This is a genomic window from Ruegeria sp. EL01 (genome assembly GCF_900313035.1).
Lineage (GTDB): Bacteria > Pseudomonadota > Alphaproteobacteria > Rhodobacterales > Rhodobacteraceae > Ruegeria.
Genome location: NZ_OMPS01000046.1, coordinates 361,632 through 377,723, shown reverse-complemented (window position 1 = coordinate 377,723; position 16,092 = coordinate 361,632). Strand labels below are relative to the sequence as shown.

Genomic DNA, 16,092 nt, shown 5'->3' with positions numbered 1-16,092 from the left:
GCGGACCCTCCTAAGAGACAAAATCAGTGACAACAGCAACGCCCGGAGGAGTCGGAGTGTCAAAAGCGGCAAGCTCGTCGCTTACCTGGTTCAGTGATATCTTTCGTGTCACTAACGGGCTAAGGTCAACACCTCCACCCGAAATCAGTGACAAAAGTGATGGGTAGCGCCAACTGGGCATTCCACGGGTTCCATAAACGGACAGCTGCCCGGAATACAGAATATCGATGGGCAACGACATCTGCGCGTGTTCACCCGTTGGCATGCCGATCTGCACCATCCGCCCAAGTTTGCGTAGAGACCGCAAGGCCGACACGGTGGTGGACTCAACCCCTAGTGCCTCGATTGCCACATGCGCGCCGCCGCCGGTGATGTCTTTCACCGCTTCTGGTGCGTTGCACGTGGCAGCATTAAGAACAGCATCCGCCCCCAGCGCTTTGGCATAGGCCAAGTTGTCATCGTCGATATCGACAACTGCGACACGCGCGCCCAACGCTTTTCCAAGCAGAAGCGCGGAAATCCCAACACCGCCGCCGCCAAAAATGGTCAGCCATTCGCCGCCTTGCAATTGTGCACGACCCACCAAGGCTTGCCATGCCGTCGTCACACGGCACCCCAGAGCAGCTCCGATTTCAGGAGCAAGAGTTTCCGGCAAGACCGACAAGTTCGCGTCCGCATGAGCCACGGCAATGTATTCAGCAAATGCCCCATCGCAGGTAAAGCCGGGCACGATCTGATCCGCGCAAATGGTCTGATGACCTTGCGCACAATCGCTACACCGGCCGCATGCCAGAATGAAAGGGGCAATCACCCTGTCCCCAACGCGCCAACGTGTGACCTGTGCCCCTACAGAAACAACCTCGCCGCAATACTCGTGCCCGGGCGTGATCGGCAGCGCTACGTCAGGGTCCGCGCCTGACCAGGCATGCCAGTCCGACCGGCAAACACCGCATGCCAGCACCCGAACAACGACGCCATCTACGGCTGGTTCAGGGTCAGGAACGGTGCTTACCTCAAGCGGCTGGCGATAGCTGGTGAGGCGCGCTGCCCGCATTGCTTCAGACCAGTTCGATTTCGTAGCGTTCGATAACGGTGTTAGCCAATAGCTTTTCGCACATTTCGGTCACGTCCGCCTCGGTCGCGCCTTCGGCGAGTTCAAGGTCAATCACTTTGCCCTGCCGCACGCCTTCGACCTGATCAAAGCCCATGGCGCCCAATGCGTGCCGCACCGCTTCGCCCTGCGGGTCCAACACCCCTTTTTTGAGCATCACATGCACCCGTGCTTTCATATTCGCAACTCCACCTGCGGGCCGCGCGTTTGGGCCCATTTGTTTGCGCGGGGGATAGCGCGCCTGATGCGCTTGGACAACCCTGTTTACCGTGCAGTTTGCCGCAGTGACCACGCACTACCCCTGCGCGCCCTGCCCCGTCGTCAAACCCGGATAGTGCGTGTCAATTGCGTTGAACACGCCGGTCAGGACCATCTCGACAGCAACAGCCACCAGCAAGATCGCCATGATACGGGTCAGAACATTGATCATCGTTTCGCCAAGGAACCGCGAAATCTGATCTGCAAATAGCAATCCCACACCGACAATCGAGCATGCAATGACGACCGCTGAGCCCAATGTCACAATTTCCGTACCGGGCGTCGCCTGATGTGAAAAGACGATGGTGATAGCGATTGTTCCCGGGCCGATCGTCAGCGGTATGGCCAAAGGCACCACAGCAAAATTGAGCTTACGTTCATGCCCATCCGCAACGGCCGCCTGATCTCCGGGCGGGCGGTCCTCGGCATTCAGCATCGACATGCCGATCCCAAAGACAATGATCCCGCCCGCGATACGAAACGACGGGACATCAATCCCGAATACAGCAAGAATTTCTTCTCCAATCAAAACGGCGATCAATGCGATAACCGTGACAGAGGCCATGACGATCATTGCAACGCGTCTTCGTTCTGGCGGAGAGCACTCTCGCGTCATGCTCAGAAATATCGGAATGTTGTAGAGCGGGTTGAAGATCGCAAGAACAGCGGCCAGAAACTTCAGAAAAACAGCCTGATCAAAGAATTCAGCCATGTATTGCGCCACCTTTTTTGCCAAACTTATCGGGCAAATGTCCCTTTGCACGTACTGATTACCAAATTAGGCGATCACGCAAACATAAAAAAACGCCGCTTCCTTGGAAGCAGCGCTTTTTGATTTGGGGTCAGACCCGCAACCAGGTCAATTGATCAGCGTTGGCTTGGCCACGTTGCTTTTGGGCAATACGCCCAAACGGCGCGCGACCTCGGAGTAAGCATCGGTCAGGTTGCCCAGATCGCGGCGGAACACATCCTTGTCCAGCTTTTGGCCGGTTTCGATATCCCACAAACGGCAGCTATCGGGGCTGATTTCGTCGGCCACGATCAGGCGCTGAAAATCGCCCTCATAAACGCGCCCGATTTCGATTTTGAAATCGACCAGGCGGATACCAACTGCCAGCATCACGCCGCTCATGAAATCATTCACACGCAGCGCCAGGCTCAGGATATCGTCCATATCCTGTTGGCTGGCCCAGCCAAAGGCCGCGATATGTTCTTCCGAGACAAGAGGATCGCCCAGGGAATCGTCTTTGTAGCAATATTCGATGATCGGACGCGGCAGTTGCGTGCCTTCGGCAATACCCAAACGCTTGGACATCGATCCGGCAGCATAGTTGCGCACGATGATTTCCAACGGGATAATCTCGCAATTGCGCACCAACTGCTCGCGCATATTCAGGCGACGGATAAAATGGGTCGGCACACCAATCTGGGTAAGGCCGGTCATGAAAAACTCGCTCAGACGGTTGTTCAGAACACCTTTGCCGTCGATCACGTCTTTCTTTTCGGCGTTGAACGCAGTGGCATCATCTTTGAAATACTGCACAATCGTGCCCGGTTCGGGGCCTTCATACAGAATTTTGGCTTTGCCTTCATAGATCTTCTTGCGACGCGCCATAAGCGACCTTTCCAGTCCTGGGTGAGTGAATGAGTCCCTCTCCGGTGGCGCCCTCATAGTCCAAGCCCCCCTTTCCCGCAAGTTCGCACGACCAAGAGGCTTTGATGCAGCGCAAATACCTTGCGCCTGCGGCCCTGTATAGCCATATCATCAGGAAAGAAGTTTAATCCAAGAGGTCCCCAACCCATGACCACATTTGACCAGCGTGAAGCCGCGTTTGAAAACAAGTTCGCCCATGATGAGAAGATGCAATTCATTGCCCGGATGCGCCGCAACCGGTTCATGGCTGTTTGGGCTTCGACCTTGAAGGGCGAGACCGTGGAACAAGCACGTAAATACGGCCAGGAGTTGGTGCAGACTGACCTTCAGAATGTCAGCGAAGTCGACGTGGTCAAGGCAGTCGCCAGCTATCTTGGAGATCTGGCTGATGAGCAAAAGATTCGCGAGAAGATGGCAGAATTACTGGTCGAGGCCAAAGAACAGGTGATGGCAGAGGCCGAAGCCTGAGTCCTTAAAACTCCGAATTCATGATCTTCATGAGTTTTATGAATTTGATTTGACGTCCCGGTCATGAGACACGGGACGTCTCTGATTTAAAACGGCGTTTTGCGCCTATTTTTTGGAAAACCCCATGACAAATGCGCTGAGCAAACTTCTGGACACTGCGGACTCTATTTTGGCTGACGGTGCAACCGGGACCAATCTGTTTAATATGGGCTTACAATCCGGCGATGCGCCTGAACTTTGGAACGTGGACGCCCCCGACAAAATCCGGTCCTTGTACAAAGGATCCGTCGACGCGGGCAGCGATCTGTTTCTGACCAACACGTTTGGCGGCACCTCAGCCCGATTGAAACTGCATGACGCTCAGAACCGCGTCGCTGAACTGAATCGCGCAGGGGCCGAACTTGGTCGTGACATCGCGGACAAGGCCGGGCGTCCGGTTGTGGTTGCCGGATCTGTCGGTCCTACCGGCGAGATCATGCAGCCCGTTGGCAGCCTGTCTCATGCCGAAGCGGTCGAGATGTTTCATGAACAGGCCGAAGCGCTGAAAGACGGCGGAGTCGATGTTCTTTGGGTCGAGACTATTAGCGCACCCGAAGAATTCCGCGCTGCAGCCGAGGCTTTTGCCCTTGCCGACATGCCATGGTGCGGCACGATGAGCTTTGATACCGCCGGACGCACCATGATGGGTGTGACCTCGGCTGATCTGGCGTTGTTGGTAGAAACGCTGCCCAACCCGCCGATTGCCTTTGGTGCCAATTGCGGTACCGGAGCGTCGGACATCTTGCGTACCGTGCTGGGCTTTGCCGCTCAGGGCACTGAGCGCCCACTGATTTCAAAGGGCAATGCAGGCATTCCGAAATATGTCGATGGCCACATTCACTATGATGGTACCCCTGAACTGATGGGGCAGTACGCGGCGATGGCCCGAGATTCCGGTGCGAAAATCATCGGCGGGTGCTGTGGAACCATGCCTGCGCATCTTGAGAAGATGCGCGAAGCCCTTGATTCTGTCCCGCGGGCAGATCGTCCAACGTTGGATCAGATCACCGATGCGCTGGGGCCGTTTTCGTCGGCGTCCGACGGCACCGGTGACGATGCCACCCCAGAACGGCGCACGCGCCGCCGCCGTCGCGCTTAATACGTATCAGCGCCCTTCAAATTTTGCGGGGCGTTTTTCCAAAAAGGCGACAACACCTTCCGAGAAATCACGTGTACGGCCGCAATTCCCCTGCAAGTGAGCTTCGGTCGCCAATTGCTGCGGCAACGTCTGTTCATAGGTCCCGCGCAACGCCTGTTTGATGGCGCCAAAGCCTGCGGTTGGACCGCTGGCCAGATACGCGGCCCGCTTGCGCCAATGGGCGTCAAACGCATCATCTGCGATCGCCTCCCAGATCAGGCCCCAGTCATCTGCCTGACGCGCGCTGATCTTATCTGCGAAAAGTGCGGCCCCCATCGCCTTAGCCAGCCCCATCTGACGTGGCATGAACCAGGTGCCACCCGCGTCAGGCAGCAACCCAATGCGCGCAAAGGCTTGAAGGAAATAGGCACTTTCGGTCGCAATCACCACATCGGCACACAGCGCTAGATTGGCCCCGGCCCCCGCAGCCGGGCCATTTACGGCAGCAATTGTTGGAACCGGACAGTTGTGAATGGCCTCTAGCATCGGTTCGTACTCGTCACGCAACGACCGCTCCAGATCGATTTTGCCGGTGCTTGACGCATCTCCAAGATCCTGACCGGAACAAAACGCAGGCCCTGCCCCTGTCAACACAACGCAACGGGCGTCGTTGGCGGCCTGTTTCATCGCATGGGTAATCTCGGCCCGCATCTGAGTCGTCAACGCGTTCATCTTGTCGGGGCGGTTCAATGTCAGAACTGCCAATCCGTCCGTGATGTCCAATAGGATCGTTTCGTATTCCATGGAAAGCCTCCCTCGCGCCGTGTTTTGCCGAACCCTGACGCATTCGCGCGCCAAGGAAAAGCGGAACCACGCGTCAGTCTTCGAGAATTTGGCGCAGGTGCTCTTTTTCGTCGTCGCTCAGCGTGTCGACTTCACCAAGCTCATGAGCCTTGGATCGGTTGCGCAGGAACGTCCAACCCACACCAGCAGCAATGAGCAGCATGATCGGACCAGACAGCCACAGAAACAGGTTCGAACCCGAGGTTTTCGGTTTTAGCAGTACGTATTCACCGTATCGATCCACGATGAATGCAATAGCCTCGTCATCCGAGTCACCCGCCACCAGACGTTCCCGCACCAAAAGCCGCAGGTCGCGGGCAAGATCTGCGTTGCTTTCGTCGATGCTTTCGTTCCGGCACACCAAACACCGCAGTCCGGTGCTCAGGTTGCGGGCCCGCTGCTCCAACACCGGATCCTCCAGAACTTCGTCGGGTTGCACCGCAAAAAGCGGCGAGGCCATCAGCATAAAGATCAGGACAATACGCTTCATTCTGCGGGTACCCCACCTGTCGCCGTATTGCGTGCCCCGGCAGCAACGCGAAAGCGACGGTCACACAGGCTGAGAAGGCCGCCCAGTGCCATCATCAAGCACCCCGCCCAGATCCAGTTGGCAAAAGGTTTGATGTAGGTGCGCATCACCCAGCCGCCATCTTGTTGCTGATCCCCAATCACCACGTACAAATCCCGCGTGAACCGGTAGTCGATGGCCGCCTCGGTCGTTGGCATACGCGCAACCGGATAGTCCCGTTTTTCGGGCTGCAAGGTCGTCACCGGATGTCCGTTCTCTTCGATCAGCACATCGGCTATTGTCGAGAAGTAGTTCGGCCCCTGAACGCGACGGACATCCTGCAATGTCAAAGTAAATTGCCCGACTTCAAAAGGCTGATTGGGCTGCGCGACACGAATGTCTTCAACCTCCCACGCGGTCAGGCCTGCGATGGCAAATATCGTGACGCCCAGACCTGTATGCGCGACAGCCTTGCCCCAATCAGCGCCCGGCAGCCGGATCAGCCGTTTTAGGCTGCCATTACGCCCTGTGCGGCTCCAAAGATCGACTATCGCACCAAAGGTGATCCAGGACCCCAGGAACACGCCAACCGGCCCCAAAGCACTGCGTCCTGTCTGCATCGTCCAAACCAGCAACGCCAGCGCCAGAGCGAGCCCAAACATATAGCGCAACGACCAGGCGGCCCGACCCAGACGCCCTCGTTTCCAGGGCAACATCGCACCAATTGGCAGAACAAGGCCCAGCAAAACCATGAACGGGGTGAAGGCTGCATTGAAAAACGGCGCTCCGACCGAAAGCTTCCGGTCAAACGCCATCTCGGCCACCATTGGCCACATCGTGCCCACGAACACCACGAAACAGCTGACCGCAAGCAGCACATTGTTCACAATCAGCGCACTTTCGCGGCTGACCATGCCAAACACGCCCTTGGCCTCCATCGCTTGGGCGCGCGCAGCAAACAGCGTCAGCGCCCCGCCGATGAACACCACCAGGATCAGCAGGATGAAGATACCGCGTTCAGGGTCGGTGGCGAAGGCATGCACGGATGTCAGTAGGCCTGAACGCACGATGAATGTCCCGATCAGCGAAAATCCGAACGCGATTATGGCCAGCAAGATGGTCCAGCTTTTCAGCGACTCGCGTTTTTCCACCACGATGGCAGAATGCAGCAAAGCTGCTGCCAGCAACCACGGCATGAACGAGGCATTCTCGACCGGATCCCAGAACCAAAAACCGCCCCAACCCAGCTCATAATAGGCCCACCACGACCCCAGAGCGATGCCGATCGTCAGGAATATCCATGCCGCAAGGGTCCAAGGTCGCACCCAACGGCCCCAAGCCGCGTCGACCCGGCCTTCGATCAGCGCCGCAACGGCAAAGCTGAACGCCATGCTCAGGCCCACATAGCCCAGGTACAAAAACGGCGGGTGAAAGGCCAAACCCGGGTCCTGCAGCAATGGGTTCAAATCGCGCCCGTCAAATGGGGCAATGGCCAGCCGGTCAAACGGGTTCGAGGTGAACAGGATGAAGGCAAAAAACGCCACCGCGACCGAGGATTGCACCGCCAGAACTCGCGCCTTGAGCGTCGGGGGCAAACCGCCACCAAAGAACGCCGCCATGGCGCCGAACAGGGTCACGATCAACACCCACAACAGCATCGAGCCTTCGTGGTTCCCCCATGTTCCGCTGATCTTGTACAGCATCGGTTTGGCCGAGTGGCTGTTTTCCACCACGATCCGCAGTGAGAAATCAGAGGTGGTAAACGCCCAGACCAGTGCGCCAAAGGAAAATGCCGTCAGCAGGAACTGCGTGATCGCCGCCGGTTCCGCAAACAGCATCCAGCCGTTCCAGCGCTTCGAGGCACCAATCAGCGGCACCACGCTTTGCACGATGGCTACGAAAAAGGCGAGGATTAGGGCGAAGTGACCAAATTCTGTAATCATGCGAAAGATATACTCTTGGGCGGACCCAAGCACCAATAACTTTCGCCTTATTCAAAGGCACATAGTGTCGCGGCTCATGCCTTGCGCAGGCGCTGCCAGTCCTCCAACGCGGGGTTGGCGTCCGATTGACTTATCGCCATCGACAACCCGGCATCAGGGCCCGGATCGGCGACACCCGGACTGTCCGATCGCAGCTTTTGCAACGCTTCCAGATTGGCCATCACGGTCGGAGCACGACGCATCGTGGTCGAGATATCCCTTTGTAGATCCTGTATTTTCGCTTGGTGACGGGCACCAAAGTAAAAGGACACGATCACCCCCAAGAGCCACCACAGGGGCTCGGGCACCAAAGCTATTCCCTGCATTCGGGCCGCAAACCACAAGGGATCGACCATGGCGGCGACAAACAAGCCCAGTGTGCCCAACGCCAGGGCCGGACGGGGCAAGCGGTTCAACCCGTCCATGAAGCGATCAAACCCGCCCTTGCGCGGCACCTGAAACTCGGCCCCGAACTGTGTCATCGCCTGAGTCTGAACCGCCAGAGTGCGCTCGGCGCCCGCCTCAGAGTTTTCCCGAAAGATTTCAGCAGTTTCTTGAACAACATTGCGCCCGCCGCCAAACAACAAAGCCAACACGCCCGAGATCAAGCCCATCCCGCGACCCTCCTTTGAAACTCGACTTCCGACATATGATATCTCGGCGACAAAAACGCCTCGGCGCGTTTGATCCAGCCGCCTTTGCCACCGGCCCGTGTACGTGCGTATTTGCGTGACGCTGCCCGTCGATCCGCCAGCCGAAAATAGTAGTTCCTGCGTGCCACACCGTAGGCATCGCGCAGTGCGAATGGATCAGGCTGCGCTGCGCGAGTACACGCCTGCACGGTTTGCGGCCCGATCACACCATCCACCGAGATATCGAACCGCATATCCCGCAGCAGGTTTTGCAGGATCCTGACCGCTTGTGCGCCAGCATTCACATACATGTCGAACACCGAAGGCTGCAGCACCTCGGGCAATTGTGAGATGCGCGGCTTTTTGAAATAATGTTTGACAAATATATCAATAGCTTGCCGATGGTTCAGCGATCTGACATCCGCCGAGTTCACAACCCCGTCCCCCGTCAGATCCAGCCCCAACCTGCGCATCGTATGAATCGTGACGCCAAAATTGGTCGCACCACCGGGGTCATCCGGATCGTCTACAAACCCGCCTTCCCGTGCCACAATCTCTTTGGCGATTTGCCGAACCGTCTGCATGCCACACCCCCAATTCCTGGTGCGTCAGACAATCCCGAACAACAGTTAAGACCTGCACAAAACAAAGGGCGCTGCCTGTCCAAAACACGCAACGCCCCTAGGCTAATTGTGTTGAAACTCAGCTTTCGCCGGGTTCTTTATAAACGCCCTGTTCCTTGAGGGCATCCATCACCTCTTTCGGCATGTATGTTTCATCATGTTTGGCAAGTATTTCAGTCGCTTCAAAGACGCCATTTACGTAACTTCCAGTACCAACCATGCCCTGGTTTTCAGTAAACAGGTCCGGCAGAACCCCGGTAAAGGCCACGGGAACGCTTTCGCCACCATCGGTCACGACAAATCGAACCGTTTCACCCTGACCGCGCACGATCGATCCGTCTTCGACCAGCCCGCCGATGCGAAACACCTCGTTTGGTGTCGGCGGTTCCGCGATCACCTGGCTGGGCGAGCGAAAAAAGTTGATCCCATCCCGCATCGCATAGCCAATCAACGCCGTCGACACAGCCAAGGCAACAACGGCCAGCAAAATGACTTGAATTCGACGACGTTTCTTGAGCGTTTTCATACCGTCCTCACGGGAACAAAGGGGCCATCATCAGCCCCCGGGTTTCATCCTCACCTAACATTAGGTTTGCGTTCTGCAAGGCTTGTCCACTGCTACCTTTTGTCAGGTTATCCAGCGCCGCGACCACGATGGCGCGGCGTTCGATACGATCGGCCACAACGCCGATATGGCAAAAATTCGAGCCACGCACATGATGGGTCGACGGTGTCTCGCCCATCGGCAACATCTGGATGAAAGGTTCATCCTGATACGCCTTGGCCAGTGTCTCATAGACACTGTGCGGATCACCTTTGACGTAAGTTGTGGCCAGAATCCCCCGGTTGGCCGGGATCAGATGCGGTGTGAACTGTATATGAACAGACCGCCCCGCCAGTTTCGAAAACTCCTGATCGAATTCGCCCAGATGACGGTGGGTGCCCCCCACTGCATAAGCGTTCGAGCCTTCGCTCATCTCGGCGTGCAAGAGGTTCTCTTTCAACGACCGCCCTGCCCCGGACACGGCACATTTCAAATCCAGAATGATGTCGTCCAGATCGATGACACCCGCCGTAATCAGCGGCCGCAACACAAATTGCCCGGTTGCCGCGTTGCAACCCGTGCCAGCCACCAGGCGCGCGGTGCGGATTTCATCCCGATAAAACTCGGTCAGACCATAAACAGCCTCTTCCTGCTGCTCCAGTGCGGTGTGTGGATTGCCATACCATTTTTCGTACTCACCAGCGTCTTGCAGCCGGAAATCAGCCGACAAATCAACGATTTTCAGGGTCTTGGGCAGATCCCTGATCACCTCTTGGCTGGTTTTATGCGGCAATGCGCAAAAGCACAGGTCGATCTGGGCAAAATCAATCTCGGAAATCTTGCATAGGTCCGGCAGGTCCATGTGGCGCAGATGCGGGAAAACCTGCGCCATCGTTAGGCCCGCCTTACGTTCGGCGGCCAGCGCGACGATTTCCATGTTCGGGTGCTCGGCGATCAGCCGCACCAGTTCTGCCCCGGTGTAACCAGATGCGCCCAGAATTGCGATTTTATGGGTCATGTCAGACCTCTTACTTCAGTGTGTCACATATCACGACCGCCGATGCGACGGTCTTCGAGTTAAGGAAAGTTTCGGGCGCAGTCCTTGACCTAAGTCAGGCCGCCTCGAATGCGATTTGTCGTCGGAGAAACTGGGTTGCCCGGTCACTGACAAAGCCCGGCTTGCCAGTGGTTACAAAACCACCCGCGCCATTGCCCAGCATGTTGGGGTGCCGTTGCAAGTAGTCACCGAGGCTTTCGGCCACCAGATCGCCCTGGCTGAACACCTGAACATCTTGGCCAAGTGCCTTCTGGAACGCGTCTGCCATCAAAGGGTAATGGGTACAGCCCAAAATGGCGGCCTGAGGCTCGGGCATTTTCCGCTTCAGCGCATCCACATGGCTCCGTACTAGCGCTTCGGCCAGGATCATGTCGCCCTCTTCGATCGCGTCCACAACGCCTCCACAGGCCTGTGCCTCGACGTCCACACCTATGGCCCGAAACGCCAATTCACGCTGAAAAGCACGGCTGGAAACGGTGGCAGGCGTCGCGAACAGAGCCACGTTTTTGACCGCGACCTCGCGCGGCGGGCTGTTGTCGCCCCATTGCCGCTCGGTCAGGGCCTCGATCAGAGGCACAAAGACGCCCAGAACGCGCTTGCCCTCGGGCACGCCTTCCTCCTGCATCCGGCGCAATGCCGCAGCACTGGCGGTGTTGCAGGCCAGAATCACCAGATTGCAGCCCCGCGCCCACAAGTCCTGAACGGCTTTGCGGGTCAGCTGATAAATATCGTCCGCGTTGCGCACACCGTAGGGTGCATGCGCATTGTCCGCATAATACAGAAAATCCACGTCCGGCAGATGTTTCTGCGCGGCGTTCAGGACGGTCAAACCGCCCAATCCAGAATCAAAGATGCCTACTGCCATTTGCCCCTTTAGGCGCGATGCCGTTCCTCGAATTCATAGCCGTAGTCATAGGACTTTAACGGCTTCGGAGACAGCTCATACGTGGCTTTGCGCAGGAAATCCATCATCTTGCGCGTATCCTTGCCCATAGGGTTCAGAACATCGCGCTGTATGGGTTCACCGATGACCACTTTGACGGGCGTATCAACGCGTTTTTTGAACTCTTTGATCAGCAGGCCCATCCGCAGCGTGTTGTGCAAATGACTGGCAATCTGGAACAGGCGCGACGTGTGCCCGTCAAAAAACACAGGCACAACAGCTGCATCAGATTTGGCCACCATCCGCGCCGTAAACCCGCGCCAGCCTGGATCCATTGGCTGCGAGAAAGGCTTGACGGCGGTGCTGACAGTGCCACCGGGAAAAACCCCCATTGCGCCGCCCTCACCCAGATAGTTCAACGCCGTCTTTCGCGTCTCCAGGTTCAACTTCATCGCTTCTTTCGACTCGTCGAACGAGATTGGCAGGATAATACGGTTCAAATCCTCGGCTTTGCGAAACACCCGATTGGCCAGAATTCGGAAATCACCCCGTGTCTGGGACAGGATATGCCCCATCATCAAACCATCCAGAATGCCATAAGGGTGGTTGGCAATCAGGATCAGCGGCCCGTCCTTGGGGATATTGGACAAGGACCCGCCGACCACGTCCAGTGTCAAGCCATAGCGCTCGACCATAACGGCCCAAAAATCACGGCCCTTGGCGACCTCTCTCTCATATCCGTCCGCGCGCTTGATCAGGCGCAGCCGACCGGTCGTGTTCTCCATCAGTTTGATGACCATCCGCCCGCCTTTGGTCGCGGCCGAATAAGAATAAGAAATGTCACGAACGATGTGGCGGCGCGAGGGCATACGGGTCTCCGGTTTGCTGCCTGCAGTATAAGTGCAGGCAGCAATTTTGCCTAGGTAACGTGACAGGTTTGTGACGCGCTACTCGGCCGCCGCGCGCACTTCCGGGCCACCACTGCGGATGGTCGCCAGTAATTCTTCGCGGCGTTTGGCCGCTTTTTCTTCATTTTCCATCAGAACCGGGCCAAAACCACGAATATCCAACGGCAGCCGAGCCAGAGCCACGACAGCATCAAGCGTGTCCTGCGACAGCAACGCCAGAACCTCTGTCATGTCCTTTTCATATTGCCGGATCAAAGCGCGTTCCATCTTCCGCTCTGCTGAATATCCAAAGACATCCAGCGGCGTGCCACGCAAAGACTTCATCTTTGCCAAAAGCTTCAATGGGCCAAGCATCCATTCCCCAAATGCCCGTTTGCGCGGACGGCCATTGCCGCTGTTGCCACCAAAGATCGGTGGGGCCAGATGGAAGGTCATCTTGAAATCGCCGTCAAACTCGGACGCGGCTTTGTCACGGCTTGTAAGCAACAGTCGGGCAACCTCGTATTCGTCCTTGTAGGACAGCAGCTTATGATACCCTTTGGCCACGGCTTCGCGCACCCTCTCATCCGTGACCGAGTTCACCAGTTTGCGATATCTCTTCGCCAGTCGGGCGCTTTGATACGCGCTTAGGTGCTGTTCCCGGAATTCGATGATCTGGTCCAACGTTTTAGGCAATTCGGTCACGGATGGCGACAGAATGGACTGAACCTCATCCGGGTGCAGAACCGCCCACCGCCCAAGATCAAAGGCGCGTTTGTTGCGCTCAACCGCGGTGCCGTTCAACTCCAGCGCCTGTAAGATAGCTTCGTGGCTGACCGGCAGGATGCCACGCTGCCAGGCAGCGCCAAACACCATCATGTTCGAATAGATTGAATCCCCCATCAATGCGCGGGCTAGATCGGTTGCATCGAATGTCGAAACCCCATCTTTCAACCGCGCCTGCAAAGCCAGTTCAAGCTGATCACTGGGGATGCGGAATTCGGTATCCCGGGTGAAATCGCCCGTGACCGTCTCGTGGTTGTTCACAACTGCGCCTGTTTGACCCGTTCGCGTCAGACCCAGAGTCTTTGCCCCGGCCGAAACCACCAGATCGCCCCCGATCAACGCATGCGCTTCGCCAGTTGCAACCCGAATGGCACTGATGTCTTCCGGGCGGTTGGCAATGCGGCAATGGATATGCACGGCGCCACCCTTCTGGGCCAACCCGGCCATCTCCATCATGCCTGCGCCCTTGCCATCGATCTGTGCGGCCTGCGCCAAGACGGCACCAAGTGTCACGACACCTGTGCCGCCGACCCCGGTGATCACCACGTTATGCGTGCCTTTGATCTCGGGCAGCACTGGCATCGGCAGATCCGGCAGGTCGATTTCGGTGGTGGCCTCTTTACGGATCTTCGCGCCTTCCAAAGTAACAAAAGACGGACAGAACCCGTTCACACAGGAAAAATCCTTATTGCAACTGGATTGGTCAATCGCCCGTTTGCGGCCCAGTTCCGTCTCCTTGGGAACGATCGAGACACAGTTTGACTGCACGCCACAATCGCCGCAGCCCTCGCAAATATCAGTGTTGATGAAGACCCGCTTGTCCGGATCCGGGAACGTCCCCCGCTTGCGGCGGCGGCGCTTTTCAGCCGCACAGGTCTGAACATAAACAATGACCGAGGTGCCCTCGATCTCGCGGAACCGTTCCTGCACTTGCATCAATTCGGCGCGCTCAAAGGTTTCGACGCTCGCAGGCAGCGCGGTGAAATTCACGTCTTCCTTTTCGTCATAGACCAAAGCGACATCCTTGACGCCCATCGCCTTGACCTCAGCCACGATGCGTTCAGCGGTCAGGTCACCTTCATTATCCTGCCCCCCGGTCATTGCGACCGCGTCGTTGAACAGGATCTTGAAGGTGATATTGGTGCCTGCCGACAATGCCGCCCGAATGGCCTGCACACCGGAATGGTTATAGGTTCCGTCGCCCAGATTCTGAAAAACGTGCTTGGTGGTGGAAAACGGCTCTTCCCCGATCCAGTTGGCCCCTTCACCGCCCATCTGCGTGAAGCCGGTTGTCTCGCGATCCATCCACTGCACCATATAGTGACAGCCGATCCCCGCATAAGCCCGGCTGCCTTCCGGCACCTTGGTCGAGCTGTTATGTGGGCACCCCGAACAGAAATAGGGCAGCCGGGTCGCGATTTCTTGGGCATTATCCGCCCTGCGCGCCTCGGACAGTTTGGACAGCCCGGCCCGCACGCCGTCTGTATCGCGCCCCTCTTCGATCAGGATATCGCCCAGTTTCTCGGCGATCATGATCGGGTCTAGCGCGCCGCGTGTTGGGAACAGCTCTTCGCGATGCAATGTCCCGGCACCGCCTTTGTACCAGCCATAGACCCGGCGACCGCGCCGGTCGTCAAAGATGGCTTCCTTGACCTGAACCTCGATCAGCTTGCGCTTTTCCTCAACGATAACAATCAGGTCCAGCCCTTCGGCCCAATCGTGGAACCCCGTCATATCCAACGGGAATGTCTGGCCAATCTTGTAGGTGGTGATCCCCAGTCGCTCGGCCTCGGCCTCATCAATGTTCAGCAGAGACAGAGCATGGGTCAGGTCCAGCCAGTTTTTACCCGCCGCAACCAGACCGATCTTGGCACCCGGTTTGCCCCAGACCCATTTGTCCAGCTTGTTGGCGCGGGAAAACGTCTCGGCCGCGAACCGTTTGTAATCTATGATCCGCGCCTCTTGCAGATGCGGCGTGTCGCCCAAGCGAATGTTCAGCCCACCTTCGGGCATGTCGAAGTCGGGAACGGCAACTTGCATCCGATCCGGGCTGCCATCCACGACCGAGGTCACCTCGATCGTGTCTTTCATCGTCTTCAGACCCACCCAAACCCCGGCAAATCGGCTAAGCGCGAAGCCATAGATACCGTAGTCCAGAATCTCCTGCACACCAGCAGGGCTGACCACCGGCATATACATATCTACCAGCGACCATTCGGACTGATGCAACACGGTCGAGCTTTCGCCGGTATGGTCATCGCCCATCGCCATCAGCACACCACCATGCTGCGCCGTGCCCGCCATATTGGCGTGACGCATCACATCGCCGGACCGGTCAACGCCGGGGCCTTTGCCGTACCACAGGCCAAAGACACCGTCGAAGCGACCATCGCCCCGCAAACCGGCCTGCTGACTGCCCCACAAGGCAGTCGCGGCCAAGTCTTCATTCAAACCGTACTGAAAGGTAACGTCGCTTTGTGCCAGTTGCTTCTGCGCGCGGGTCATCTGTAGATCCACCGCACCCAAAGGCGATCCGCGATACCCCGTCACCAGCCCTGCCGTGTTTAGCCCCGCCTGCCGGTCACGTTCCTTCTGCATCAGCATCAAACGCACCAGCGCCTGAGTGCCGTTCAGAAGAACAGGGTTTTTAGCAAGATCGAACCGGTCGGTTAGCGAAATTTGTGGCTGACTCATCAAACGTCTCCCCTCGTCAGATCAGTGTGCTTCATCTTCGGGCAT

The 16,092-nt window shown here is 57.3% G+C and carries 16 protein-coding genes; 2 read left to right on the top strand and 14 right to left on the bottom strand.

Annotated elements, in window-relative coordinates:
* Positions 1 to 10: 10 nt before the first annotated feature.
* From D9K61_RS22205 to purC, 4 genes are all read right to left on the bottom strand, one after another.
* Positions 11 to 1,054 carry a zinc-dependent alcohol dehydrogenase family protein gene (locus D9K61_RS22205; RefSeq protein WP_120635369.1) on the bottom strand — a complete coding sequence of 348 codons (1,044 nt, stop codon included), beginning with the start codon at positions 1,052 to 1,054 and terminating at the stop codon, positions 11 to 13.
* A gap of 4 nt (positions 1,055 to 1,058) precedes the next feature.
* A complete protein-coding gene (gene purS / locus D9K61_RS22200) occupies positions 1,059 to 1,289 on the bottom strand; it encodes a phosphoribosylformylglycinamidine synthase subunit PurS (protein WP_120635659.1) in 231 nt (76 codons plus the stop codon).
* A 117-nt stretch (positions 1,290 to 1,406) separates the two neighbouring features.
* A complete protein-coding gene (locus tag D9K61_RS22195; protein WP_120635368.1) occupies positions 1,407 to 2,081 on the bottom strand; it encodes a MarC family protein in 675 nt (224 codons plus the stop codon).
* Positions 2,082 to 2,228: 147 nt separating this feature from the next.
* Positions 2,229 to 2,984 carry a phosphoribosylaminoimidazolesuccinocarboxamide synthase gene (purC, locus tag D9K61_RS22190; protein ID WP_120635367.1) on the bottom strand — a complete coding sequence of 252 codons (756 nt, stop codon included), beginning with the start codon at positions 2,982 to 2,984 and terminating at the stop codon, positions 2,229 to 2,231.
* Between the two features lie 186 nt (positions 2,985 to 3,170).
* Here purC and D9K61_RS22185 point away from each other — a divergent pair, with 186 nt between their 5' ends.
* Both D9K61_RS22185 and bmt read left to right on the top strand, forming a co-directional pair.
* Positions 3,171 to 3,491 carry a DUF1476 domain-containing protein gene (locus D9K61_RS22185; protein WP_120635366.1) on the top strand — a complete coding sequence of 107 codons (321 nt, stop codon included), beginning with the start codon at positions 3,171 to 3,173 and terminating at the stop codon, positions 3,489 to 3,491.
* 124 nt (positions 3,492 to 3,615) lie between these two features.
* Positions 3,616 to 4,629 (top strand): betaine--homocysteine S-methyltransferase, encoded by a 1,014-nt coding sequence (gene bmt / locus D9K61_RS22180; protein ID WP_120635365.1) that lies wholly within the window; start codon positions 3,616 to 3,618, stop codon positions 4,627 to 4,629.
* Between the two features lie 6 nt (positions 4,630 to 4,635).
* On the opposite strand, the gene D9K61_RS22175 is transcribed toward bmt, so the two are convergent.
* From D9K61_RS22175 to D9K61_RS22130, 10 genes are all read right to left on the bottom strand, one after another.
* Positions 4,636 to 5,412, bottom strand: coding sequence for an enoyl-CoA hydratase-related protein (locus D9K61_RS22175; protein ID WP_120635364.1), 777 nt, complete (start codon positions 5,410 to 5,412; stop codon positions 4,636 to 4,638).
* 73 nt (positions 5,413 to 5,485) lie between these two features.
* Positions 5,486 to 5,941, bottom strand: coding sequence for a cytochrome c-type biogenesis protein (locus D9K61_RS22170; RefSeq protein WP_120635363.1), 456 nt, complete (start codon positions 5,939 to 5,941; stop codon positions 5,486 to 5,488).
* Complete coding sequence (locus D9K61_RS22165) at positions 5,938 to 7,902, bottom strand: heme lyase CcmF/NrfE family subunit (protein WP_120635362.1); 1,965 nt, start codon at positions 7,900 to 7,902, stop codon at positions 5,938 to 5,940. The genes D9K61_RS22170 and D9K61_RS22165 overlap by 4 nt, the downstream gene beginning before the upstream one ends.
* A gap of 74 nt (positions 7,903 to 7,976) precedes the next feature.
* On the bottom strand, positions 7,977 to 8,555 hold the full coding sequence (locus D9K61_RS22160; protein WP_120635361.1) for a holin family protein: 579 nt from the start codon (positions 8,553 to 8,555) through the stop codon (positions 7,977 to 7,979).
* The gene (locus tag D9K61_RS22155; RefSeq protein WP_120635360.1) at positions 8,546 to 9,157 is read right to left on the bottom strand and encodes a holin-associated N-acetylmuramidase; all 612 of its coding nucleotides are present in this window, start codon (positions 9,155 to 9,157) and stop codon (positions 8,546 to 8,548) included. Before D9K61_RS22155 ends, D9K61_RS22160 begins: the two co-directional genes overlap by 10 nt.
* 118 nt (positions 9,158 to 9,275) lie before the next feature.
* Positions 9,276 to 9,722, bottom strand: coding sequence for a cytochrome c maturation protein CcmE (ccmE, locus tag D9K61_RS22150; RefSeq protein WP_120635359.1), 447 nt, complete (start codon positions 9,720 to 9,722; stop codon positions 9,276 to 9,278).
* Positions 9,723 to 9,729: 7 nt separating this feature from the next.
* On the bottom strand, positions 9,730 to 10,758 hold the full coding sequence (argC, locus tag D9K61_RS22145; protein ID WP_120635358.1) for an N-acetyl-gamma-glutamyl-phosphate reductase: 1,029 nt from the start codon (positions 10,756 to 10,758) through the stop codon (positions 9,730 to 9,732).
* A 94-nt stretch (positions 10,759 to 10,852) separates the two neighbouring features.
* Positions 10,853 to 11,662 carry a glutamate racemase gene (locus tag D9K61_RS22140; protein WP_120635357.1) on the bottom strand — a complete coding sequence of 270 codons (810 nt, stop codon included), beginning with the start codon at positions 11,660 to 11,662 and terminating at the stop codon, positions 10,853 to 10,855.
* 8 nt (positions 11,663 to 11,670) lie between these two features.
* On the bottom strand, positions 11,671 to 12,549 hold the full coding sequence (locus tag D9K61_RS22135; RefSeq protein WP_120635356.1) for a lysophospholipid acyltransferase family protein: 879 nt from the start codon (positions 12,547 to 12,549) through the stop codon (positions 11,671 to 11,673).
* 78 nt (positions 12,550 to 12,627) lie between these two features.
* On the bottom strand, positions 12,628 to 16,047 hold the full coding sequence (locus D9K61_RS22130; RefSeq protein ID WP_120635355.1) for an indolepyruvate ferredoxin oxidoreductase family protein: 3,420 nt from the start codon (positions 16,045 to 16,047) through the stop codon (positions 12,628 to 12,630).
* Positions 16,048 to 16,092: the final 45 nt, after the last annotated feature.